19 protein-coding genes are annotated in these 19,648 nt (G+C 71.1%); 13 read left to right on the top strand and 6 right to left on the bottom strand.

Going from position 1 to position 19,648, the window contains the following annotated elements:
- Nucleotides 1-19: 19 nt before the first annotated feature.
- From paaZ to JNB62_RS12375, 3 genes are all read right to left on the bottom strand, one after another.
- A complete protein-coding gene (gene paaZ, locus JNB62_RS12385; RefSeq protein WP_220301202.1) occupies nt 20-2,149 on the bottom strand; it encodes a phenylacetic acid degradation bifunctional protein PaaZ in 2,130 nt (709 codons plus the stop codon).
- The gene (locus tag JNB62_RS12380) at nt 2,134-2,946 is read right to left on the bottom strand and encodes a 3-hydroxyacyl-CoA dehydrogenase family protein (RefSeq protein WP_220301201.1); all 813 of its coding nucleotides are present in this window, start codon (nt 2,944-2,946) and stop codon (nt 2,134-2,136) included. The genes paaZ and JNB62_RS12380 overlap by 16 nt, the downstream gene beginning before the upstream one ends.
- Nucleotides 2,947-3,275: 329 nt before the next feature.
- A complete protein-coding gene (locus tag JNB62_RS12375; RefSeq protein ID WP_374450881.1) occupies nt 3,276-4,031 on the bottom strand; it encodes an enoyl-CoA hydratase/isomerase family protein in 756 nt (251 codons plus the stop codon).
- A gap of 83 nt (nt 4,032-4,114) precedes the next feature.
- On the opposite strand from JNB62_RS12375, the gene JNB62_RS12370 reads away from it, so the two are divergent.
- Nucleotides 4,115-4,723, top strand: a complete 609-nt coding sequence (locus tag JNB62_RS12370; RefSeq protein WP_220301199.1) for a TetR/AcrR family transcriptional regulator — start codon at nt 4,115-4,117, stop codon at nt 4,721-4,723.
- Between the two features lie 62 nt (nt 4,724-4,785).
- Here the strand turns inward: JNB62_RS12370 and JNB62_RS12365 are convergent, their stop codons facing one another.
- Nucleotides 4,786-6,168, bottom strand: a complete 1,383-nt coding sequence (locus tag JNB62_RS12365) for an MFS transporter (protein ID WP_220301198.1) — start codon at nt 6,166-6,168, stop codon at nt 4,786-4,788.
- 121 nt (nt 6,169-6,289) lie between these two features.
- Here JNB62_RS12365 and JNB62_RS12360 point away from each other — a divergent pair, with 121 nt between their 5' ends.
- From JNB62_RS12360 to JNB62_RS12320, 9 genes are all read left to right on the top strand, one after another.
- Complete coding sequence (locus JNB62_RS12360; RefSeq protein WP_220301197.1) at nt 6,290-7,888, top strand: fumarylacetoacetate hydrolase family protein; 1,599 nt, start codon at nt 6,290-6,292, stop codon at nt 7,886-7,888.
- The gene (locus tag JNB62_RS12355) at nt 7,885-8,580 is read left to right on the top strand and encodes a GntR family transcriptional regulator (RefSeq protein ID WP_220301196.1); all 696 of its coding nucleotides are present in this window, start codon (nt 7,885-7,887) and stop codon (nt 8,578-8,580) included. Before JNB62_RS12360 ends, JNB62_RS12355 begins: the two co-directional genes overlap by 4 nt.
- Before the next feature lie 74 nt (nt 8,581-8,654).
- Nucleotides 8,655-10,208: a 5-carboxymethyl-2-hydroxymuconate semialdehyde dehydrogenase gene (gene hpaE / locus JNB62_RS12350; RefSeq protein WP_220301195.1), complete on the top strand. Its 1,554-nt coding sequence runs from the start codon at nt 8,655-8,657 to the stop codon at nt 10,206-10,208.
- Nucleotides 10,209-10,334: 126 nt separating this feature from the next.
- On the top strand, nt 10,335-11,498 hold the full coding sequence (gene hpaD / locus JNB62_RS12345; RefSeq protein ID WP_220301194.1) for a 3,4-dihydroxyphenylacetate 2,3-dioxygenase: 1,164 nt from the start codon (nt 10,335-10,337) through the stop codon (nt 11,496-11,498).
- A 98-nt stretch (nt 11,499-11,596) separates the two neighbouring features.
- Nucleotides 11,597-12,382, top strand: a complete 786-nt coding sequence (locus JNB62_RS12340; protein ID WP_220301193.1) for a 2-keto-4-pentenoate hydratase — start codon at nt 11,597-11,599, stop codon at nt 12,380-12,382.
- Nucleotides 12,367-13,170, top strand: a complete 804-nt coding sequence (locus JNB62_RS12335; protein WP_220301192.1) for an HpcH/HpaI aldolase family protein — start codon at nt 12,367-12,369, stop codon at nt 13,168-13,170. Before JNB62_RS12340 ends, JNB62_RS12335 begins: the two co-directional genes overlap by 16 nt.
- 62 nt (nt 13,171-13,232) lie before the next feature.
- On the top strand, nt 13,233-13,793 hold the full coding sequence (locus tag JNB62_RS12330; protein WP_220301191.1) for a hypothetical protein: 561 nt from the start codon (nt 13,233-13,235) through the stop codon (nt 13,791-13,793).
- Between the two features lie 85 nt (nt 13,794-13,878).
- Nucleotides 13,879-14,259: a YciI family protein gene (locus JNB62_RS12325; protein WP_220301190.1), complete on the top strand. Its 381-nt coding sequence runs from the start codon at nt 13,879-13,881 to the stop codon at nt 14,257-14,259.
- A complete protein-coding gene (locus JNB62_RS12320) occupies nt 14,259-15,314 on the top strand; it encodes an RNA polymerase sigma factor (RefSeq protein WP_220301189.1) in 1,056 nt (351 codons plus the stop codon). Before JNB62_RS12325 ends, JNB62_RS12320 begins: the two co-directional genes overlap by 1 nt.
- A gap of 10 nt (nt 15,315-15,324) precedes the next feature.
- Here JNB62_RS12320 and JNB62_RS12315 read toward each other — a convergent pair whose 3' ends face one another.
- The gene (locus tag JNB62_RS12315; protein ID WP_220301188.1) at nt 15,325-15,627 is read right to left on the bottom strand and encodes a hypothetical protein; all 303 of its coding nucleotides are present in this window, start codon (nt 15,625-15,627) and stop codon (nt 15,325-15,327) included.
- A 177-nt stretch (nt 15,628-15,804) separates the two neighbouring features.
- Between JNB62_RS12315 and JNB62_RS12310 the strand changes: the two genes are divergently transcribed.
- Genes JNB62_RS12310 through JNB62_RS12300 form a run of 3 tightly spaced genes read left to right on the top strand, consistent with a single transcriptional unit; the run spans nt 15,805 to nt 18,363 of the window.
- On the top strand, nt 15,805-16,659 hold the full coding sequence (locus JNB62_RS12310; RefSeq protein ID WP_220301187.1) for an ABC transporter substrate-binding protein: 855 nt from the start codon (nt 15,805-15,807) through the stop codon (nt 16,657-16,659).
- A 25-nt stretch (nt 16,660-16,684) separates the two neighbouring features.
- On the top strand, nt 16,685-17,635 hold the full coding sequence (locus tag JNB62_RS12305) for an amino acid ABC transporter permease (protein ID WP_222856038.1): 951 nt from the start codon (nt 16,685-16,687) through the stop codon (nt 17,633-17,635).
- Complete coding sequence (locus JNB62_RS12300; RefSeq protein ID WP_220301186.1) at nt 17,632-18,363, top strand: amino acid ABC transporter ATP-binding protein; 732 nt, start codon at nt 17,632-17,634, stop codon at nt 18,361-18,363. Before JNB62_RS12305 ends, JNB62_RS12300 begins: the two co-directional genes overlap by 4 nt.
- 208 nt (nt 18,364-18,571) lie before the next feature.
- Here JNB62_RS12300 and JNB62_RS12295 read toward each other — a convergent pair whose 3' ends face one another.
- The gene (locus JNB62_RS12295) at nt 18,572-19,453 is read right to left on the bottom strand and encodes a bifunctional methylenetetrahydrofolate dehydrogenase/methenyltetrahydrofolate cyclohydrolase (protein ID WP_220301185.1); all 882 of its coding nucleotides are present in this window, start codon (nt 19,451-19,453) and stop codon (nt 18,572-18,574) included.
- Nucleotides 19,454-19,648: the final 195 nt, after the last annotated feature.

Genomic DNA, 19,648 nt, shown 5'->3' with positions numbered 1-19,648 from the left:
ACCGCAGCGACCGCCGCGATCATGCCCCGACCTCCGCGGCTTCGGACGGCCTGGATGCCGGGCGCCCGGCATCCACCTCGTCCCACGTCTTCGCGACCAGCGTGAGCACGTCGTACGTCGCGACGATCTCGTCGCGCTGATTCAGGAGCACGGCGTCCCACCGCACCTCCCCATACTCGTCGGTCTCGCGCGGCGTGATCTGCTTGGCCGTGAGCACGACCCGCACCTCGTCGCCGGGTGAGACCGGGGTCACGAAGCGCAGGTTCTCGAGGCCGTAATTGGCGAGCACCGGGCCGGGCGCGGGGTCGACGAACAGCCCTGCCGCCCACGACACCAGCAGGTACCCGTGCGCGACGCGGCCCGGGAAGAACGGGTTGGCCGCCGCCGCCTCCTCGTCCATGTGGGCGTAGAAGAGGTCGCCGGTGAAGTGCGCGAAGGTCTCGATGTCGTCCAGCGTCACCGCGCGCAGCGGCGAGGCGAACTGGTCGCCGATCCGGAGTTCGGCGAGCGGCTTGCGGAACGGGTGCTTGTCGGACCGGGATGCCGCCCCCTGATGCCAGACGCCGGTCAGGGCGGTGAGCATCGCGGGCGAGCCCTGCACGGCCGTCCGCTGCATGTGGTGCAGCACGGCACGGATGCCGCCGAGCTCCTCTCCCCCGCCCGCGCGGCCCGGACCGCCGTGCACCAGGTGCGGCACGGGCGCGCCGTGTCCCGTGGAGGTGGGGGCGTCGTCGCGGTCGAGGAACAGCAGGCGGCCGTTGTACGCCGCGGTGCGGGCGAGCAGGGTGGCCGCGACCGAAGGGTCGGCGGTGGCGACGCTCGTGACGAGCGAGCCCCCACCGCGCCCCACGAGGTCGGCGGCCTCGTCGACGCTGCGGTACGGCAGCAGGCTCGCGACCGGCCCGAAGGCCTCGACGTCGTGCACCGCATCGGGCAGTGCCGCGGCGTCACCGTCGAACGCGAGCACCATCGGCGCCACGAAGGCACCGTCGGGCGCGGGACCCGTGGTGCCGTCGGCGCGCAGCACGTCGGGCGCATCCGTGCTGCCCACGACGACCCGGCCCCCTGACTCCTGCAGCGCGGCCACGGCGCGCAGCACCTCGTCGCGCTGCTCCCGCGAGACGAGCGGGCCCATCGTGACGCCCTCGGCGTGCGGGTCGCCCACGACGACGCGCTCCGCGATCTTGCCGCGCAGGGCGTCGACGACGGCATCCACGGCTGCCGACGGCACGATCGCGCGGCGGATCGCGGTGCACTTCTGGCCCGCCTTGGTCGTGAGCTCGACGAGCAGCTGCTTGATGTAGGCGTCGAACTCGGGCGTTCCGGGCAGGGCGTCGGGGCCGAGCACCGAGGCGTTGATCGAGTCGGTCTCGCTCGTGAAGCGCACCCCGGGCGCGGCTTGCTCCCGCAGCCCCGCGGCGGTGGAGGCGCTTCCGGTGAAGCCGACGAGATCGCCCAGGCCGAGGTGGTCGAACAGGCCGGGAACCGGCCCGCTCACGAGCTGCAGCGACCCGGCGGGCAGGCGGCCGGTCTTGACGAGGATCCGCACCCACGCCTCGGCGATGTAGGCCGTGGGGGTCGCCGGCTTCACCAGCGAGGGCACGCCCGCGAGGAACGCCGGCGCGAACTTCTCGAGCGCACCCCACATCGGGAAGTTGAAGGCGTTGATCTGCACCGCGACGCCGGGCAGCCGCGAGTACACGTGACGCCCGAGGAACGAGCCGTCCTTCGCGAGCGGTTCGACCGGACCATCGAGGTAGACCTGTGCGTTCGGCAGCTCACGGCGCCCCTTCGACGCGTACGTGAAGAGCACGCCGATGCCGCCGTCGACGTCGTTGAGCGAGTCGCGCACGGTCGCACCGGCGCGCTTGGACAGCTCGTACAGCTCTTCTTTGCGGGCCGTGAGGGCGACCGCGAACTCCTTGAGCAGCAGCGCCCGCTGGTGGAACGTGAGGGCGCCGAGGCTCGCCTGCCCCACGGTGCGCGCGTGGTCGAGCGCACCGGCGAGGTCGATGCCGGATGTGCTGACGTGCGTCACGACCTCGCCGGTAGAGGCATCGAGGACCGCGACGCTGGAGGCCCCGGCATCCGGAGCCCACCACGCGTCGCGCACGTAGCTCTCGAGGATGTCCGTCACTTCTCGCTCCATTCGTAGAAGCCTCGGCCGCTCTTGCGGCCGAGATGTCCGTCGGCGACGAGCCGCCGCAGCAGGTCGGGCGGCGCGAACCGGTCACCCAGCTCCCGGTGCAGCTCTTCGGCGATGCCGAGGCGCACGTCCAGCCCCACCAGGTCGGTGGTGCGCAGAGGACCGACCGGATGCCGGTACCCCAGCTCCATGGCCGCGTCGATGTCGGCGGCGCTCGCGACGCCCTCTTCGAGCATGCGGATCGCCTCCAGCCCGAGTGCGACACCCAGGCGGCTCGACGCGAACCCGGGACTGTCGCGCACGACGATCGCCGTCTTGCCGAGGGCTTCGACCCACGCGCGTGCGTCGTCGACGAGGTCAGGTGCTGTGGCGGCGCCGGTCACGACCTCGACGAGCTGCGACGCGGGCACCGGGTTGAAGAAGTGCAGGCCGACGAACCGGTCAGGGCGCCTGAGGCCGGCGGCCAGTTCGTCGATCGAGATCGACGACGTGTTCGTCGCGAGCACCGCCTCCGGCGTCAGCACGGCCTCCGCGCGCGCGAGGGACTCGGCCTTCAGGGCGCGATCCTCGGGCACGGCCTCGATCACGAGCCCGCATGGGGCGAGCGCCGCGGCGTCGGCCGTCGTGTCGACGGCCGCCGCGAGCGCATCGAGCGAGCGGTCCGTGGCGCCGCGTTCGACGCTGCGCCGCAGACTGTCGTGAAGCCGAGTGGATGCCGCCACCGCCGCATCCTCGTCCCGTTCCACGACGACGACCCGGGCCCCCGCGACCACGAAGGCGTGCGCGATGCCCGCGCCCATGCGCCCGCCGCCGATGACGCCGACGCGCTGGGGGATCTTCGTCCGCGCCAGGCTCGTCGGGCCGGCGGCGTGCGGATCGTTCCCGAGGTCGGCTCGCGACGTTTCGTCTCCCTCGTTCCTCGGTCGCTCAACGACCGGGCCGGCGGCGTGCGGGACGTTCCCGAGGTCGGCTCGCGACGTTTCGTCTCCCGAGTCGGTCGCTGAGCGAGGAGCGCCAGCGACGAGACGAAGCGTCCTCGGTCGCTCAACGACCGGGTCGGTCGCCTTCCCGGTCGTTGAGCGAGCGAAGCGAGACGAAACGCCTCGACCGTCCGCGAAGCCGTGACCGCTCATCGGCTCCTCCCCTCGAGGAACGCCGTCATGCGGCGCTGCTTCTCAGGGCTCTCGAACAGCTCGGCCTGCAGTTCGAGGTCGATCTCGGGATGGGCGGCAGGCGGGGCGAGCAGCGCGGTCTTGGTGTGCCGCGTCGCGAGCGGGTCGTTGCGGGCGATGCGGTCGGCGAGGGCGTGGGCCGCGGCGAGCAGATCGGCGGGCTCGAACAGCGATGACACGAGCCCCCAGTCCACGGCGGTGGCGGCATCCAGGATCCGGCCTGTCAGCAGCATCTCGGCGGCGCGCCCTTCGCCGACGATCTCTCGCAGGCGCCATGTCGCGCCGGCCGCAGCGATGATGCCGAGCCCGGTCTCGGGGTTGCCGATCTGCAGTCGCGGCGTGCCGATGCGGATGTCGGCGGCGTAGGCGAGCTCGGCGCCGCCGCCCAGCGCATACCCGTCGATCGCGGCGATCACCGGCATCGGCAGGTTGCGCACCCGCTGGAACGCGCGCGTGTTGATGCCCCGCCGCGCGTCGGCCGCGCCGCGGTCGCGCAGCTGGGCGATGTCGGCGCCCGACGCGAACACCCCGTCGGCGCCGATGAGGATCAGCGTGCGGGGCTGGCGCTCCAGCTCGGCGCACAGCTCATGCAGCGCATCGATGGTCCGCTGGTCGATGGCGTTGCGCACGTCGGGCCGTGACAGCGTCGCCACGACCCGGTCGTCGCGGCGCTCGACGACCAGCGGCAGCTGTGCGGGGACCGGCATCGGCATCCTCTCGATCCGCTTCTTCGCGGCTGCTCACATAATACGTGACCGATCGTTCAGTATTGCCCGCGAAGTGCGAGACTGGGCGCATGTCCGCCAGCGCCGAGCCCGCCCCCGCGCGGCGCGGCCGTCCCGGCTACGACCGTGACCAGGTGCTCGCGGTCGCCGTCGACCTGTTCAACGAGCACGGCTACGACGCGACCTCCGTCGCCGATCTGGCGCAGCGCCTCGGCCTCACGAAGTCGGCGCTCTACCACCACTTCGACTCGAAGGAGCAGCTGCTCGCCCTCGCCCTCGACGAGGCCTTGGGCGGACTCGAGGGCGTGCTCGACGATCCCGAGATCGCCGGCGCCGCCCCCGCCGAGCGACTGGCCGCGGTGCTGCGCGGGGCCGTGCTCGTGCTCGTCGACCGGCTTCCCTACGTGACGCTGCTGCTGCGCGTCCGCGGCAACAGCGACGTCGAGCGCGCCGCGCTGGAGCGGCGGCGCGCCTTCGACCACCGCGTGACGGAGCTCGTCGCCCAAGCGCAGTCGACCGGCAGCGTCCGCTCCGACGTCGACGGCGCCGTCGTGACGCGCCTCGTGTTCGGCATGGTCAACTCGCTCGTGGAGTGGTACCGCCCGGGCGGCGCGATCGACCGCGACCGCCTCGCGCACGACGTCGTGACGGTCGCGCTGGACGGCATGCGCACCCGCTGACGACGGATGCCGCCGCCCCGGGCTCACGACAAGCCCGGGGCGACGGCATCCATTTCCGTGGATCAGGCCTTCGCGAGGCCGTAGACCGGGCTGACCTCCTGCTCGGCCTCGTGCTCGGGGCCGAGCGGGATGCCGGAGCGGTCGCGCAGCAGCAGGGTCGCGATGAGACCCAGGAGCGTCATGCCGGCGAGGTACCACGTGACCGACATCGTCGAGCCCGTGGCCTGCACGAGCGCGGTCGCGATCGTCGGGGCGAACGCGCCGCCGAGGATGGCGCCGATCGCGTACGAGATCGAGACGCCCGAGAAGCGGATCGAGGCCGGGAACAGCTCGGAGTACAGTGCGGCCTGCGGGCCGTACGTGAAGCCGAGGCCGATCGTGAGGATCGCGAGGCCGGCGAACAGCAGCCAGATGTTGCCGGTGTTCACCAGCGGGAAGAGCGTGAACACACCCACCAGCTGCAGGATCCAGCCGATGATGTACGTGGTGCGGCGCCCGATGCGGTCCGACACGAAGCCGGCGAACAGCGTCGAGAGCAGCCACGTGACGGCGGAGCCGGCGACGGCCCACAGCACCGGTCCGCGGTCGAGGCCCAGCGGCCCCTCGGGGTTGGTCGAGTAGCCCTGGATGTAGCCGCCCGTGGTCATGTAGCCCACGGCGTTGTTGCCGGCGAAGACGAACGCCGCGATGATCACGAGCAGCAGGTGCTTGCGGAACAGCGTGATGATCGGCATGCGCGCCTTCTCTTTGCGCTCGGCGAGCTCGGCGAACACGGGGCTCTCTTCGACACGGCGCCGGACGTAGTAGCCCACGACGATCAGCACGACGCTGAGCAGGAACGGCACGCGCCAGCCCCACGCCTGGAACGCCTCGTCGGTCGGGGCGATGATCGCCATGAGCGCCATGACGCCCGACGCGAGCAGCAGGCCCAGGGGGACGCCGATCTGGGGCGCCGCGCCGAACGCGCCGCGACGGGTCTTCGGGGCGTGCTCGACGGCCATCAGCACCGCGCCGCCCCACTCGCCGCCGGCCGAGATGCCCTGCAGGATGCGCAGCAGCACGAGGAGGATCGGCGCGAAGACGCCGATCGCGTCGTACGTGGGCAGCACGCCGATGAGGGCGGTCGCGGCGCCCATGAGGATCAGCGTCCACATCAGCACGACCTTGCGGCCGTACTTGTCGCCGAAATGCCCGGCGAGGAACGCGCCCAGCGGGCGGAACAAGAAGCTCACGCCGACCGTCGCGAAGGCGACGAGCGCGCTGTTGGCCCCGAGCGGTGCGAAGAAGAGCTGGCCGAAGACCAGCCCGACCGCGGTGGCGTAGATGAAGAAGTCGTACCACTCGACGGTCGTGCCGACGACGGTCGCGAAGACGACCCTCTTGCGGTCGGCCGACGCCGCGATGGTGCCGGTGGGGGTGAATCCCTCGTTGGGGAGCGTGCTCATGTGTGACTCCTGTGTCGGGTGCTGACGTCGTCGTCACCGGTCAACGCGATCGGGGAAGGTGTTGCCGGATGTGCGACCGATCATATACGATTTCGGATACGACGCAAGAGTGAGGGAGCTCATGACGGTAGACATCGCAGTGGATGCCGCAGATCCGCGGTTCGCGGCATTGCCCGGGCGTCCGGGCAAGATCATCGCGATCCACCTCAGCTACGCCTCCCGCGCCGACCAGCGCGGCCGCCGCCCCGCGGCCCCCTCGTACTTCTTCAAGCCGTCGAGTTCCGTTGCGGCATCCGGGAGCACCATCGAGCGCCCCGCGGGCACCGAGCTGCTCGCCTTCGAGGGCGAGATCGCGCTCGTGATCGGCACCCCCGCCCGCCGGGTCGCCCTCGCCGACGCGTGGTCCCACGTCGCCGCCGTCACCGCCGCGAACGATTTCGGCCTGTACGACCTGCGCGCCAACGACAAGGGCTCGAACGTGCGCTCCAAGGGCGGCGACGGGTACACGCCGATCGGCCCCGGCCTCATCGACGCCCGCCACGTGGACCCCGACAGCCTGCGCGTGCGCACGTGGCTGAACGGCCGGCTGGTGCAGGACGACTCCGCCGCGGGCATGATCTTCCCGCTCGCGCAGCTCGTGGCAGACCTGTCGCAGCACTTCACGCTCGAGAGCGGCGACGTCATCCTCACCGGCACGCCCGCGGGCTCATCGGTCGCGGTGCCCGGCGACGTCGTCGAGGTCGAGGTCTCGGTCGACGGGGGTCCGTCGTCCGGGCGCCTGCTCACCACCGTCGTGCAGGGCGAGGCCGGCTTCGACGAGGCGCTCGGCTCCCTCCCCGCCGTCGACGACCTGCAGCGCGCCGAGGCCTGGGGCTCGCGCGAGGCGGCGGGCCTGCCCGCCGATGGCGATGCTGCCCGGTCGTTGAGCGAGCGAGGAACGAGCGAGACGAAACGCCCCGACCACACGAACGACGTTTCGTCTCGCTTCGCTCGCTCAACGACCGGCGACATCTCCCCCGAACTGCGCGCGAAGCTCGAGGCCGCGCCCACCGCCGGCCTGTCGGCGCAGCTGCGCAAGCTCGGGCACCACTCGTGCTTCATCGACGGCGTCTCGGCCAACCTCGAGGGCGCCAAGATCGTCGGCACCGCCAAGACGTTGCGCTTCGTGCCCTTCCGCGAAGACCTCTTCGCGACTCACGGCGGTGGCTACAACGCGCAGAAGCGCGCGTTCGATGCGGTCGCCGAGGGCGAGGTCATCGTGATCGAGGCGCGCGGCGACGACAGCACCGGGACGCTCGGCGACATCCTCGCGCTCCGGGCCCGCACGCGCGGCGCCGCAGGCGTCGTCACCGACGGCGGCGTCCGCGACTTCGACGCCGTCGCCGAGATCGGGCTTCCCGTCTTCTCGAAGGGCGCGCACCCCTCCGTGCTGGGCCGCAGGCACGTCCCGTGGGAGCACGACGTCACCATCGCGTGCGGCGGCGCCACGGTCCAGCCCGGCGACATCATCGTCGGTGACAGCGATGGTGTGATCGTCATCCCCCCGAGCCTTGCCGAGGAGGTCGCCGACGCGGCCCTCGCGCAGGAGGCCGAGGACGCCTGGATCGCCGAGAGGGTCGCGGAGGGGCATCCCGTCGACGGGCTGTTCCCCATGAACGCCGAATGGCGCGCCCGCTACGAGGCGGCCCTTCGACAGGCTCAGGGACCGGGTGCGCGATGACCGCCGACACGACCGCGCAGAGCGCGCAGAGCAAGTCCCAGCGCGCGTACCACTGGATCAAGGAGCGCATCGCAGGCCAGGAGTTCACCCCCGGCTACCGGCTCGTGCTCGGCACGATCGCCGCCGACCTCGACATGAGCGTCGTCCCGGTGCGGGAGGCGATCCGCCAGCTGGAGGCCGAGGGGCTCGTGACGTTCGAACGCAACGTCGGCGCCCGCGTGTCGATGGTCGACGACTCGGCCTACCGCTACAGCATGCAGGCGCTGTCGATCCTCGAAGGCACGGCGACCGCGCTCGCCGCACGCCGGCTCACCGCCGACGACCTGCGCGACGCGCGACGCATCAACGAGCTCATGATCGAGACGCTGGAGCACTTCGATCCGCGCGCCTTCACCGCCCTCAACCAGGAGTTCCACTCGACGCTGTACTCGAAGTGCGCCAATCCCCGGATGCTCGAGCTCGTGAACGCCGAGTGGGGCCGCCTCGGCCACCTGCGCGACTCCACGTTCAGCTTCGTCCCCGGCCGCGCGCAGGAATCGGTCCGCGAGCACGAGAACATCGTGCGGCTCATCGAGGCCGGCGCGCCGCTCGGCGAGATCGAGAAGGTCGCGCGCCGGCACCGCGCCGCCACCCTGGACGCCTACATGATCCACGAGCACCCCGACGAGGCCCTGGGCCTTCCCGCCTTCTGATGAGGGGATGCCGGGCGCCCGGCATCCCTCCCCCGACGTTCCATCCGCCAGACCCCTCCGACGAAGGAGACACCATGACAGACACCGCACTGCAGACCCGCCACGTGCCCGAAGGCCTGCCCGAGCGCATCCAGCACTACATCGACGGCGAATTCGTCGACTCGCTCGACGGTGACACGTTCGACGTGCTCGACCCGGTGACGAACGAGACGTACGTGCGGGCCGCCGCCGGCAAGAAGGCCGACATCGATCGCGCCGTCGCCGCCGCGCGGCGGGCGTTCACCGAGGGCCCGTGGCCGCGCATGCTGCCGCGCGAGCGCTCGCGCGTGCTGCACCGCATCGCCGACATCGTGGAGTCCCGCGACGCGCGGCTCGCCGAGCTGGAGTCCTTCGACTCGGGTCTGCCGATCACGCAGGCGCTCGGCCAGGCGCGGCGTGCCGCCGAGAACTTCCGATTCTTCGCCGACCTGATCGTGGCGCAGGCCGACGACGCCTATAAGGTGCCCGGCCGCCAGATGAACTACGTCAACCGCAAGCCGATCGGCGTGGCCGGCCTCATCACGCCGTGGAACACGCCGTTCATGCTCGAGTCCTGGAAGCTCGGCCCGGCGCTGGCGACCGGCAATACGGTCGTGCTCAAGCCCGCCGAGTTCACCCCGCTGTCGGCGTCGCTGTGGGCCGGCATCTTCGAAGAGGCGGGCCTGCCGCAGGGCGTGTTCAACCTCGTGAACGGACTGGGTGAGGATGCCGGCGACGCGCTGGTGAAGCATCCCGAGGTCCCCCTCATCTCGTTCACCGGCGAGAGCCGCACCGGGCAGATCATCTTCGGCAACGCCGCACCGTTCCTCAAGGGACTGTCGATGGAGCTCGGCGGCAAGTCGCCGGCCGTCGTGTTCGCCGACGCCGACCTGGAGGCGGCGATCGACGCGACGATCTTCGGCGTCTTCTCGCTCAACGGCGAGCGCTGCACCGCGGGATCCCGCATCCTCGTCGAGCGCCCGATCTACGACGAGTTCGTGAAGCGCTATGCCGCGCAGGCCGACCGCGTCGTCGTGGGCTACCCGCACGACCCTGCGACGGAGGTGGGTGCCCTGGTCCACCCCGAGCACTACGACAAGGTCGTCTCGTACATCGAGATCGGAAGGTCCGAGGCGCGCCTGGTCGCCGGCGGCGGCCGCCCCGACGGGTTCGAGACCGGCAACTTCGTGCGCCCGACGGTGTTCGCGGACGTGTCGCCCGAGGCGCGCATCTTCCAGGAGGAGATCTTCGGCCCCGTCGTCGCGATCACGCCGTTCGACACCGACGAGGAGGCCCTCGAGCTCGCCAACGGCGTCAAGTACGGCCTTGCCGCCTACGTCTGGACGAACGACCTCAAGCGCGCGCACAACTTCTCGCAGGCGATCGAGGCCGGCATGGTGTGGCTCAACTCCAACAACGTGCGCGACCTGCGCACGCCCTTCGGTGGCGTGAAGGCCTCGGGCCTCGGCCACGAGGGCGGCTACCGCTCGATCGACTTCTACACCGATCAGCAGGCGGTGCACATCACGCTCGGTCCGGCACACAACCCCACGTTCGGCAAGGCCGACCCGCACGAGCCGACCGACCTCGACGATCCGGACCCGCGCTGAGCCCCGGCATCCACTTCTGCGTTTCGTCTCGCTTCGCTCGCTCAACGACCGGGTCCCCGGTCGTTGAGCGAGGGAGGAACGACCGAGACGAAACGCCCCGAACCAGCACCAACGCAAGGACGCGACATGACGCACCGCAAAGACATGACCCTCACCTCCTCGGGCTTCTACGTGAGCCAGGAGGCGCCGATCCTCTCTGACAACCCGATCCCGACGCCCACCGCGCCGGCGCCCGACATCCTGCGCTGCGCGTACATGGAGCTCGTGGTGACGGATCTCGCAGCATCCCGCGTCTTCTATGTCGACGTGCTGGGCCTGTACGTCACGGAGGAGGACGACACCACGATCTACCTGCGGTCGACCGAGGAGTTCATCCACCACAATCTCGTCCTGCGCCAGGGACCCGTCGCCGCGGTCGCCGCGTTCTCGTACCGCGTGCGCACCCCGGAGGACCTCGACAAGGCCGTGGCCTTCTACGAGGAGCTCGGCTGCCGCATCGAGCGTCGCGCGGAGGGATTCACGAAGGGCATCGGCGACTCGGTGCGCGTGACCGACCCGCTCGGCTTCCCGTACGAGTTCTTCTACGCCACCGAGCACGTCGAGCGCCTCTCGTGGCGGTACGACCTGCACACCCCCGGCGAGCTGGTGCGGCTGGACCACTTCAACCAGGTCACCCCCGACGTTCCCCGCGCGGTGAACTTCATGCAGTCGCTCGGCTTCCGCGTCACCGAAGACATCCAGGACGAGGAGGGCACGGTCTACGCCGCGTGGATGCGCCGCAAGCCGACCGTGCACGACACCGCGATGACCGGCGGCGACGGCCCGCGCATGCACCACGTCGCCTTCGCCACACACGAGAAGCACAACATCCTCGCGATCTGCGACAAGCTCGGCGCGCTGCGCCGCTCGGACGCCATCGAGCGCGGACCGGGCCGCCACGGCGTCTCGAACGCGTTCTACCTGTACCTGCGCGACCCCGACGGCCACCGCGTCGAGATCTACACGCAGGACTACTACACCGGCGACCCCGACAACCCCGTAGTCACGTGGGACGTGCACGACAACCAGCGCCGCGACTGGTGGGGCAACCCGGTGGTCCCGAGCTGGTACACCGAGGCATCCCTCGTCCTCGACCTCGACGGCAACCCGCAGCCGGTCGTCGCCCGCACCGACGCGTCCGAGATGGCGGTCACGATCGGTGCCGACGGCTTCTCGTACACGCGCCCCGACGACACCGAACCGATGCCCGAGTACAAGCAGGGCGAGTACAAGCTCGGCCACCAGCTGTGAGCGTTTCGTCTCGACCGGGTTCGCGCTCGCCCCGCGGAGCGAGGGACGAGCGAAGACGAAACGCCCCGACCGGCGGACGACCCTGAGGAGATGAGTGGATGCTGCCCCCTGACGTGATCGCCGCGATCGCGGCTGAGCTGGCCGAGGCTGACCGCACGCATGGTGTGATCCCGCGGATCACGGCGCGCTACCCGGACGCGACGGTCGAGGACTCGTACGCGATCCAGGGCGTGTGGCGCGACCGGATGATCGCGGACGGGCGGCGCCTGGTGGGCCGCAAGATCGGGCTCACCTCGAAGGCGATGCAGCAGGCCACCGGGATCACCGAGCCGGACTACGGCGTCATGTTCGACGACACCGTGTACCACTCCGGCGCCGAGATCCCCGTCGACCTGTTCTCGAACGTGCGCATCGAGGTCGAGCTCGCGTTCGTGCTCGCCCGCCCCCTCGAAGGCCCGGACTGCACGCTGCAGGACGCGCTGGCCGCGATCGACTACGCCGTCCCCGCGCTGGAGGTGCTGAACTCCCACATCGAGCTGGAGGGCCGCACCATCGTCGACACCATCAGCGACAACGCCGCGTACGGCGCCATGGTGCTCGGCACCGTGCACAAGCGTCCCGACGAGATCGACCTGCGGTGGGTGCCCGGCGTGCTCAGCCGCAACGGCGAGATCGAAGAGACCGGCGTCGCCGCCGGGGTGCTCGGCCACCCCGCCACCGGGGTGGCGTGGCTGGCGAACAAGTTCCACCAGCACGGCGCCCGGCTGGAGGCCGGCGAGATCATCCTCGCCGGATCCTTCACCCGCCCGATGTGGGTGCAGCGCGGCGACACCGTAAGGTGCGATTACGGACCGATGGGAGTGATCGAATGCCGCTTCGTCTGAACCCGACCTTCCGCGACCGCCTCGACGGCTCCGACCGGACGCTGGTCGGCCTGTGGGCGTGCTCGGGGTCACCGCTGGTCGCCGAGATCCTCGCCGGGTCCGGGGTGGACTGGCTGCTCATCGACATGGAGCACTCCGCGAACACCCTCGACACCGTGCTCGCCCAGCTGCAGGCCGTCGCCGGCTACCCGGTCACCCCGGTGGTGCGGGTCCCGTACGGCGACGACGTGATCCTCAAACAGGTGCTCGACCTCGGCGCCCAGAACGTGCTCGTGCCCATGGTGTCCACCGCCCAGCAGGCCCGCGACCTCGTCGCCGCCGTCCGCTACCCGCCCCACGGGCGCCGCGGTGTCGGTTCGGCACTGTCACGCTCGGCCCGCTGGAACCGCGTCGACGGATACCTGCAGGATGCCGACCAGCACGTGTCACTGTTCGTCCAGGTCGAATCCGCCGAAGCCGTCGCGGGCGCCGCCGAGATCGCCGCAGTCGACGGCATCGACGGGATCTTCGTCGGCCCCGCTGACCTCGCCGCCTCACTGGGCGTGCTCGGACAGCAGACACACCCCGACGTCATCGCCGCAGTGAACACCACCTTCGACGCCGTCCGCGCGGCCGGAAAGCCCGTCGGCGTCAACGCGTTCGACCCGGCCGCGGCCGACGCGTACATCAACGGCGGCGCCGCCTTCATCGCCGTCGCCGCCGACGTCTCCCTCCTCGCCCGCGGCTCCGAAGCCCTCGCCGCCCGCTTCATCCCCACCACCCCCGACACCACCCGCGCCTCCTACTGACGCGCAACCAGCGCCGCCGGCATCCATTCCCGGCGATCGCCGGAACGTGGCACAGTGAACGCATGAAGAAGTGGGTCGTGCGGTTCGTGTCGCTGCTGGTCTTCAACATCGTCGTGCTGCTGATCGTCGGCTGGCTCACCCCCGCCCGTGTCGGCTGGTCGGCGCTGTGGGCGGGCATCGTCATGACCGCCCTCGTGATCTGGGTCAAGCCGCTCGTCGAGAAGTGGTTCCGCTCGTCGGCGGCCAAGTCGGCGGGCAGCCGCACGAAGGCGGGCGAGAAGCTCGTCGAGTTCTTCATCGCGTTCGCCATCGCCTTCCTCATCTGGATCGCCACGGTGCTCTTCTCGGGCGTCCGCATCGGCGGCGGATTCTTCGGCGCGATCTGGGGCTACGTGCTGCCGCCGATCATCCTGCTCATCGGATGGGCGATCTACGCCGCCATCGACGACCGGGTCGAGGCCCACGCGGGAGCGCTGTACGACAGGGCCACGGGCTCGAAGACGGAATCGCTGGATGCCGCCACTCCGCCGGTCCCGAGCCCCGAGGCGTCTGCGGGCAGGCGTGAGCTGAACGACGGCCTCACCGACGAGCAGCGCCGCATGCTCGACGAGCTGGGCGGCTGATTCCGGCGGATCTCGGATCTGCTGTCGATCGAGACGGTCCGGGATCGTCATCGGGGTGTCGCAACCCACCAGAAAGGACGACACCATGCGGTACACACTCCTCCTCCATTACCCCGAGCTGACGGCGGACGACCTCGGCCCCGAGGCCCTGGCCGAAGGCATGCGCGAGTTCGACGCGTACGCGAAGGCGCTGCACGACGCCGGCGTGCTCATCTCGGCCGAAGTGCTGCAGCCCTCCGCGGTGACCACCACCGTGACCGCCGGGGACGGCGGCGTGCGCGTGCAGGACGGCCCGTTCGCCGACACCAAGGAGCAGCTCGGCGGCACGTTCGTCATCGAGGTCGACGACCTCGACGCCGCCATCGCGTGGGCGGGCAAGGCGCCGTCCGTGGCATGGGGTCCCGTCGAGGTGCGGCCCAGCTCCACGCACTTCCGCGACGGCGCCTGGACCCCGTTCGCGGGCTGATGCCCGGTCCCGTCGACGGCGTCCGCGCGGCTGCCGAACGCGCCGCGCGGACGTCGTACGGCCGCATCCTCTCGGTGGTCGCGGCGTCGACGCTCGACGTCGCGGCCGCCGAGGACGCCCTCGGCGACGCCTTCGAGCGCGCCCTGCGGACGTGGCCGGACGCCGGCATCCCCGCCAATCCCGAAGGGTGGCTGGTCACCGTGGCCCGCAACCGACTGCGCGACGTCTTCGGCTCGGCCGCGCACCGCACGGGCGTGCCTCTGGACGAGGCTCTGGCCGCTGTGCTCGCCGACGAGCACGCGCCCGACGCCGTCGAAGAGCTCGCCCGCGCCGACGCGATCCCCGACAAGCGGCTCGAGCTGCTGTTCGCGTGCGCTCATCCCGCCATCGACCCGGCGGTGCGCACCCCGCTCATGCTGCAGACGGTGCTCGGGTTCGAGGCCGCCGACATCGCACGCGCCTTCGGTGTCGCACCGGCGACGATGGCGCAGCGGCTGGTGCGCGCCAAGCGCCGCATCCGCGACGCGGGCATCCCCTTCCGCGTCCCCTCACGCGCCGACATGCCCGACCGCCTGCCCGCTGTGCTCGAGGCGATCTACGGCGCCTACGCGATCGGCTGGCTCGACCAGGGCGTCGAGCCGCGGGAGTCGCTCGCCGACGAGGCGCGCTGGCTCGCGGTGCTCACCGCGTCGCTGCTCGACGACGAGGCCGAGGCGTGGGGACTGGCCGCGCTGCTCACGTACGCGCAGTCGCGGGCGCCCGTGCGCGCGGAGCGGCCCTGGCCGCCGCTGGACGAGCAGGACGCGTCGCAGTGGGATCGCGCGCTCATCGCCGAGGCGGCGGCGATGCTGCGCAGGGCGGCGGCGCTCGACCGCCCGCTCGGGCGGTTCCAGCTCGAGGCCGCGATCCAGGCCGTGCACTGCGATCGCGCACGCACGGGAGTCCTCGACGTCGACACCCTCGTCACGCTGTACCGCGGCCTCGTGGCGATCGCGCCCACAGACGGTGCGCGCGCGGCGCTCGCGGCCGCCGAGGCCCGTCTCGACCCGCGGTGATCCGCGCTGCTCACGGCATGCGCACGCCCACGACGTTCGTCGCCGGATAGGGTCCGGCCTGGGCGGTGCCCACGAGCCGGTCGCCCACGACCTTCAGCACGAACCGGAGCGACAGCGGCAGCGGAGCGACGAAGTCGACGCGGAACGACGCGGTGTCTCCGGCGATGCTGCCGTCGCGGATGGCGATCGGCCCGGTGTCGCCGACCGCTGTGCCCGTCAGCGCCGTGCCCACCGCCGTCAGCGTGAGGTCGTACCGGCGCGAGCCGGCCAGGGTGACGACGTCGATCGCCCACTTCCCATCGATGCCGGCCATGCGTGCGCCTCCTGTTCTGACGGCCCACCGTCCGTCGAGGCCATTCTGCCCCTCGCAGACGCGTCGGCCCCGCTGTAACAATGCGACCCGCGGGAGCACGCACGAGCAGGTGTCGCGAAGATGGAGCCAGCGGAGGCGCGACAGCACGCGCTCCGCCACCCGACTCCTGGAGGCATCATGTCGCGTCGCACCCGCCTGATCCGTCTCGCCGCTGCCGGCGTCGCCGTCGCTGCGCTGGCCCTCACCGGCTGCGCCTCCAGCGGCACACCCGACGCCGGCGCCACCGGTGACGATGAGGGCTGGGTGACGCCGGGCAAGATCACGATCGCGACCGGCGAGCCCGCGTACTACCCGTGGGTCATCGACGACGACCCCGCGTCGGGCGAGGGCTTCGAGGCGGCGGTCGCCTACGCGGTGGCCGATCAGCTCGGCTTCTCGCAAGACGACGTCGTGTGGGTGCGCACCGGGTTCGATGAGGCGATCGCTCCGGGGCCGAAGGACTTCGATGTCAATCTGCAGCAGTTCTCGATCTCGGACGAGCGCAAGGCGTCCGTCGACTTCAGCTCGCCGTACTACGAGACCACGCAGGTCGTCGTGACCACCGGCGCCTCGCCCGCGGCGGATGCGACGTCGATCGCCGATCTGAAGGACCTCCTGATCGGCGCGCAGACGGGCACCACCAGCTTCACCGCGATCGAGTCGGTCATCGAGCCGACGCAGCCGGCTCAGGCGTTCAACACGAACGACGACGCGAAGCTCGCGCTCGAGAACGGTCTGGTCGACGCGATCGTCGTCGACCTGCCGACGGCGTTCTACATCTCGGGCGTCGAGCTCACCGACGGCGTGCTGGTCGGCCAGCTGCCGACTCCCGACGGCGAGAGCGGCGACCAGTTCGGCCTCGTGCTCGCGAAGGACTCACCGCTCACCGAGAAGGTCACCGCCGCCGTCGATGCCCTCCGCGAGGACGGCACGCTCGACGAGCTCGCCGCCGAGTGGCTCGGCGGCGAGGGCCAGGCTCCGCTGCTGAAGTGAACCCGCGCGCCGTTACCCTGACCCGATGAACTCCTCATCGGGCTGGCCGCGCCCGGCCGGCAGCCCGCCCGGCGAGGTCGCCATACCGCCCCGCGAGGTGAGCAGCCCGCCCCGCGAGGTGAGCAGCCCGCCCCGCGAGGTAAGCACCGTCGAGTTGGAGCGCCGGGCCTTCCGCAAGCGTCAGGGGGCGGCATCCATCGTCATCAGCGTCGTCTCGACGCTGGTGCTCGCCGTCCTTGCGTGGCTCTTCGTCATCAACACGCCCGGCTGGGCGCGCGTGCAGCAGCAGTTCTTCAACCCCGAGGTGGCGCTGGCGTCGCTGCCGCGCGTGTGGGACGGCTTCCTGCTGAATCTGCGTGTGCTGGCGATGTCGGCGGTGCTCGTGCTGCTGTTCGGCCTGCTGCTGGCGACGCTGCGCACGCTGCGCGGGCCGGTGTGGCTGCCGCTGCGGGCGCTCGCGGCGGCGTACACCGACGTGTTCCGCGGCATCCCGCTGATCATCGTGCTGTACCTCGTGGGCTTCGGCATCCCGGGCCTGCAGATGATCCCGGTGCGGCTGCCCGTGGAGTTCTGGGGCACGCTGGCCCTCACCCTCACCTACTCCGCCTACGTGAGCGAGGTGTTCCGCGCGGGCATCGAGGCGGTGCATCCCTCGCAGCGGCACGCGGCCCGCTCCCTGGGTCTCAGCCACGGTCAGACGATGCGGCTCGTCGTGGTGCCCCAGGCGTTCCGCAAAGTGACTCCAGCCCTCATGAACGACTTCGTCGCGATGCAGAAGGACGTCGGCCTCATCTCGCTGCTGGGCGCCGTGGATGCCGTCAAGGCCGCGCAGATCGAGACGGCCGCGTACTTCAACTTCACGCCGTACGTCGTGGCCGCTCTGCTGTTCGTGCTGCTCGCCATCCCCACGATCCGCCTGACCGACTGGTACACGGCGCGCGTGCGAGCCCGCGAGCAGGTCGGGGGGATCGTATGAGCCTCCTGCGACTCGACGACGTCTACAAGTCGTTCGGCGACCACGACGTGCTGCGAGGCATCGACCTCGAGGTCGCGCAGGGCGAGGTCGTCGCTCTCATCGGCGCGAGCGGGTCGGGCAAGTCGACGCTGCTGCGCACGATCAACCTCCTCGAGCCGATCGACGACGGCCGCATCGTGCTGGGCGGCGTCGACATCAGCGATCCGCGGGTCGACGTCGACGCCGTCCGGGCGCGCATCGGCGTCGTGTTCCAGCAGTACAACCTCTTTCCGCACCTCACCGTGCAGCACAACATCACGCTCGCGCTGCGGCACGTGCACCGCATGAAGAAGAGCGAGGCGGATGCCGCGGCCACCGCCCTCCTGCAGCGGGTGGGTCTCGCCGACAAGGCAGCCGAGCATCCCGACCGGCTGTCGGGTGGGCAGCAGCAGCGCGTGGCGATCGCCCGCGCGGTCGCGACGTCACCCGAGCTGCTGCTGCTGGACGAGGTGACCTCGGCGCTGGACCCCGAGCTCGTGGGCGAGGTGCTCGACCTCGTGCGCGACCTCGCCGACGACGGCATGACGATCGTGATGGCCACGCACGAGATGGCCTTCGCGCGCGACGTCGCCGACCGGGTGGTGTTCCTCGACGCGGGCAGGATCCTCGAGCAGGGTCCGCCGGCGGAGGTCTTCGGAGCGCCCCGCGAGGAGCGCACGCGCGAGTTCCTCGCGCGCTTCACCGCGTAGCGCCGCACACGCCGGCGATCCGGGCGGAGCAGGGTGCGGCATCCACCCGCCGAAGCAGCGATCCGCGCCACCTGAACGCGCGTGGATGCACACCCGGGCGATTCGGGTGACGCGGAGTGCGGCATCCACCCCGCCGAAGCAGCGATCCGCGCCACCCTGGCGAACCGCGCATCCGAAGTGGAGCGCGCGTCGCGTTGCGGGTGCGGGGTCAGCCGGCGGCGCGCTCGGCGGCCTCGACGACGTTGGTCATGAGCAGCGCGACCGTCATCGGGCCGACGCCCCCGGGGTTGGGCGACAGGTAGCCGGCGACCTCGGCGACATCGGGAGCGACGTCGCCGTAGACGCGGGACTTGCCGGTCTCAGAGTCGGTCTCGCGCGTCACGCCGACGTCGAGCACAGCGGCGCCCGGCTTGACGTCCGACGCCTGCACGATGTGCTTGACGCCCGCCGCGGCGACGATCACGTCGGCTTGGCGCAGGTACGACGGCAGGTCGACGGTGCCGGTGTGCGTGAGGGTCACGGTCGCGTTGATCTCGCGACGCGTCAGCAGCAGTCCGATCGAGCGGCCGATCGTCACGCCGCGTCCCACGACGACGACGTGCTTGCCCTTGAGGTCGTAGTCGTTGCGCAGCAGCAGCTCGATGACGCCACGGGGCGTGCACGGCAGCGGCGTCGTGATGGGCGCGTTGACGTTCAGCACGAGCCGGCCGAGGTTGGTGGGGTGCAGTCCGTCGGCGTCCTTCGACGGATCGATGCGCTCGAGGATCGCGTCGGTGTCGAGGTGCTTCGGCAGCGGCAGCTGCACGATGTACCCGTGGCACGCGGGATCGGCGTTGAGCCGGTCGATGACGGCCTCGACCTCCTGCTGCGTGGCCTCGGCGGGCAGCTCGACCTGGATCGAGTTCATGCCGATCGCCTCGGACTCGCGATGCTTCATGCCGACGTACAGCTGCGAGCCCGGGTCGGCGCCGACGAGCACGGTCGCGATGCCCGGCGTGATGCCCCGGGCCTTCAGCGCCGCGACGCGTTCGCGCAGCTCGTCCTTGATGGCGGCGGACGCCGCGCGCCCGTCGAGTCTCTGTGCGGTCATGCTCGTTCTCCTGTCGTGATGGTCCTTGCGTGCGGCGACCGGTGCTTCCGTACCCCGCCTCCTCACCCTGAGACCGGAGGCGACCGACGAGACCCTGGGCGAACCCCGGGGTCTCGTCCGTCGCCTCCGGTCTCACGGTCGGGTGCGGCGGGGCCGGGACCGGGGCCGGGACCGCCGCACCCGACCGTGAGACCG

The sequence above is a fragment of the Microbacterium jejuense genome (assembly GCF_019511665.1).
GTDB lineage: Bacteria > Actinomycetota > Actinomycetes > Actinomycetales > Microbacteriaceae > Microbacterium > Microbacterium jejuense_A.
The sequence above is the reverse complement of the archived record's forward strand: the minus strand, read 5'-3'. Positions and strand labels throughout refer to the sequence as shown.

Bases quoted from the DNA above. Each gene is read 5' to 3' on its own strand.
- paaZ (WP_220301202.1), bottom strand. From the start codon at position 2,149: ATGGAGCGAGAAGTGACGGACATCCTCGAGAGCTACGTGCGCGACGCG.
- JNB62_RS12380 (WP_220301201.1), bottom strand. From the start codon at position 2,946: ATGGGCGCGGGCATCGCGCACGCCTTCGTGGTCGCGGGGGCCCGGGTC.
- JNB62_RS12375 (WP_374450881.1), bottom strand. From the start codon at position 4,031: ATGCCGATGCCGGTCCCCGCACAGCTGCCGCTGGTCGTCGAGCGCCGC.
- JNB62_RS12370 (WP_220301199.1), top strand. From the start codon at position 4,115: ATGTCCGCCAGCGCCGAGCCCGCCCCCGCGCGGCGCGGCCGTCCCGGC.
- JNB62_RS12365 (WP_220301198.1), bottom strand. From the start codon at position 6,168: ATGAGCACGCTCCCCAACGAGGGATTCACCCCCACCGGCACCATCGCG.
- JNB62_RS12360 (WP_220301197.1), top strand. From the start codon at position 6,290: ATGACGGTAGACATCGCAGTGGATGCCGCAGATCCGCGGTTCGCGGCA.
- JNB62_RS12355 (WP_220301196.1), top strand. From the start codon at position 7,885: ATGACCGCCGACACGACCGCGCAGAGCGCGCAGAGCAAGTCCCAGCGC.
- hpaE (WP_220301195.1), top strand. From the start codon at position 8,655: ATGACAGACACCGCACTGCAGACCCGCCACGTGCCCGAAGGCCTGCCC.
- hpaD (WP_220301194.1), top strand. From the start codon at position 10,335: ATGACGCACCGCAAAGACATGACCCTCACCTCCTCGGGCTTCTACGTG.
- JNB62_RS12340 (WP_220301193.1), top strand. From the start codon at position 11,597: ATGCTGCCCCCTGACGTGATCGCCGCGATCGCGGCTGAGCTGGCCGAG.
- JNB62_RS12335 (WP_220301192.1), top strand. From the start codon at position 12,367: ATGCCGCTTCGTCTGAACCCGACCTTCCGCGACCGCCTCGACGGCTCC.
- JNB62_RS12330 (WP_220301191.1), top strand. From the start codon at position 13,233: ATGAAGAAGTGGGTCGTGCGGTTCGTGTCGCTGCTGGTCTTCAACATC.
- JNB62_RS12325 (WP_220301190.1), top strand. From the start codon at position 13,879: ATGCGGTACACACTCCTCCTCCATTACCCCGAGCTGACGGCGGACGAC.
- JNB62_RS12320 (WP_220301189.1), top strand. From the start codon at position 14,259: ATGCCCGGTCCCGTCGACGGCGTCCGCGCGGCTGCCGAACGCGCCGCG.
- JNB62_RS12315 (WP_220301188.1), bottom strand. From the start codon at position 15,627: ATGGCCGGCATCGATGGGAAGTGGGCGATCGACGTCGTCACCCTGGCC.
- JNB62_RS12310 (WP_220301187.1), top strand. From the start codon at position 15,805: ATGTCGCGTCGCACCCGCCTGATCCGTCTCGCCGCTGCCGGCGTCGCC.
- JNB62_RS12305 (WP_222856038.1), top strand. From the start codon at position 16,685: ATGAACTCCTCATCGGGCTGGCCGCGCCCGGCCGGCAGCCCGCCCGGC.
- JNB62_RS12300 (WP_220301186.1), top strand. From the start codon at position 17,632: ATGAGCCTCCTGCGACTCGACGACGTCTACAAGTCGTTCGGCGACCAC.
- JNB62_RS12295 (WP_220301185.1), bottom strand. From the start codon at position 19,453: ATGACCGCACAGAGACTCGACGGGCGCGCGGCGTCCGCCGCCATCAAG.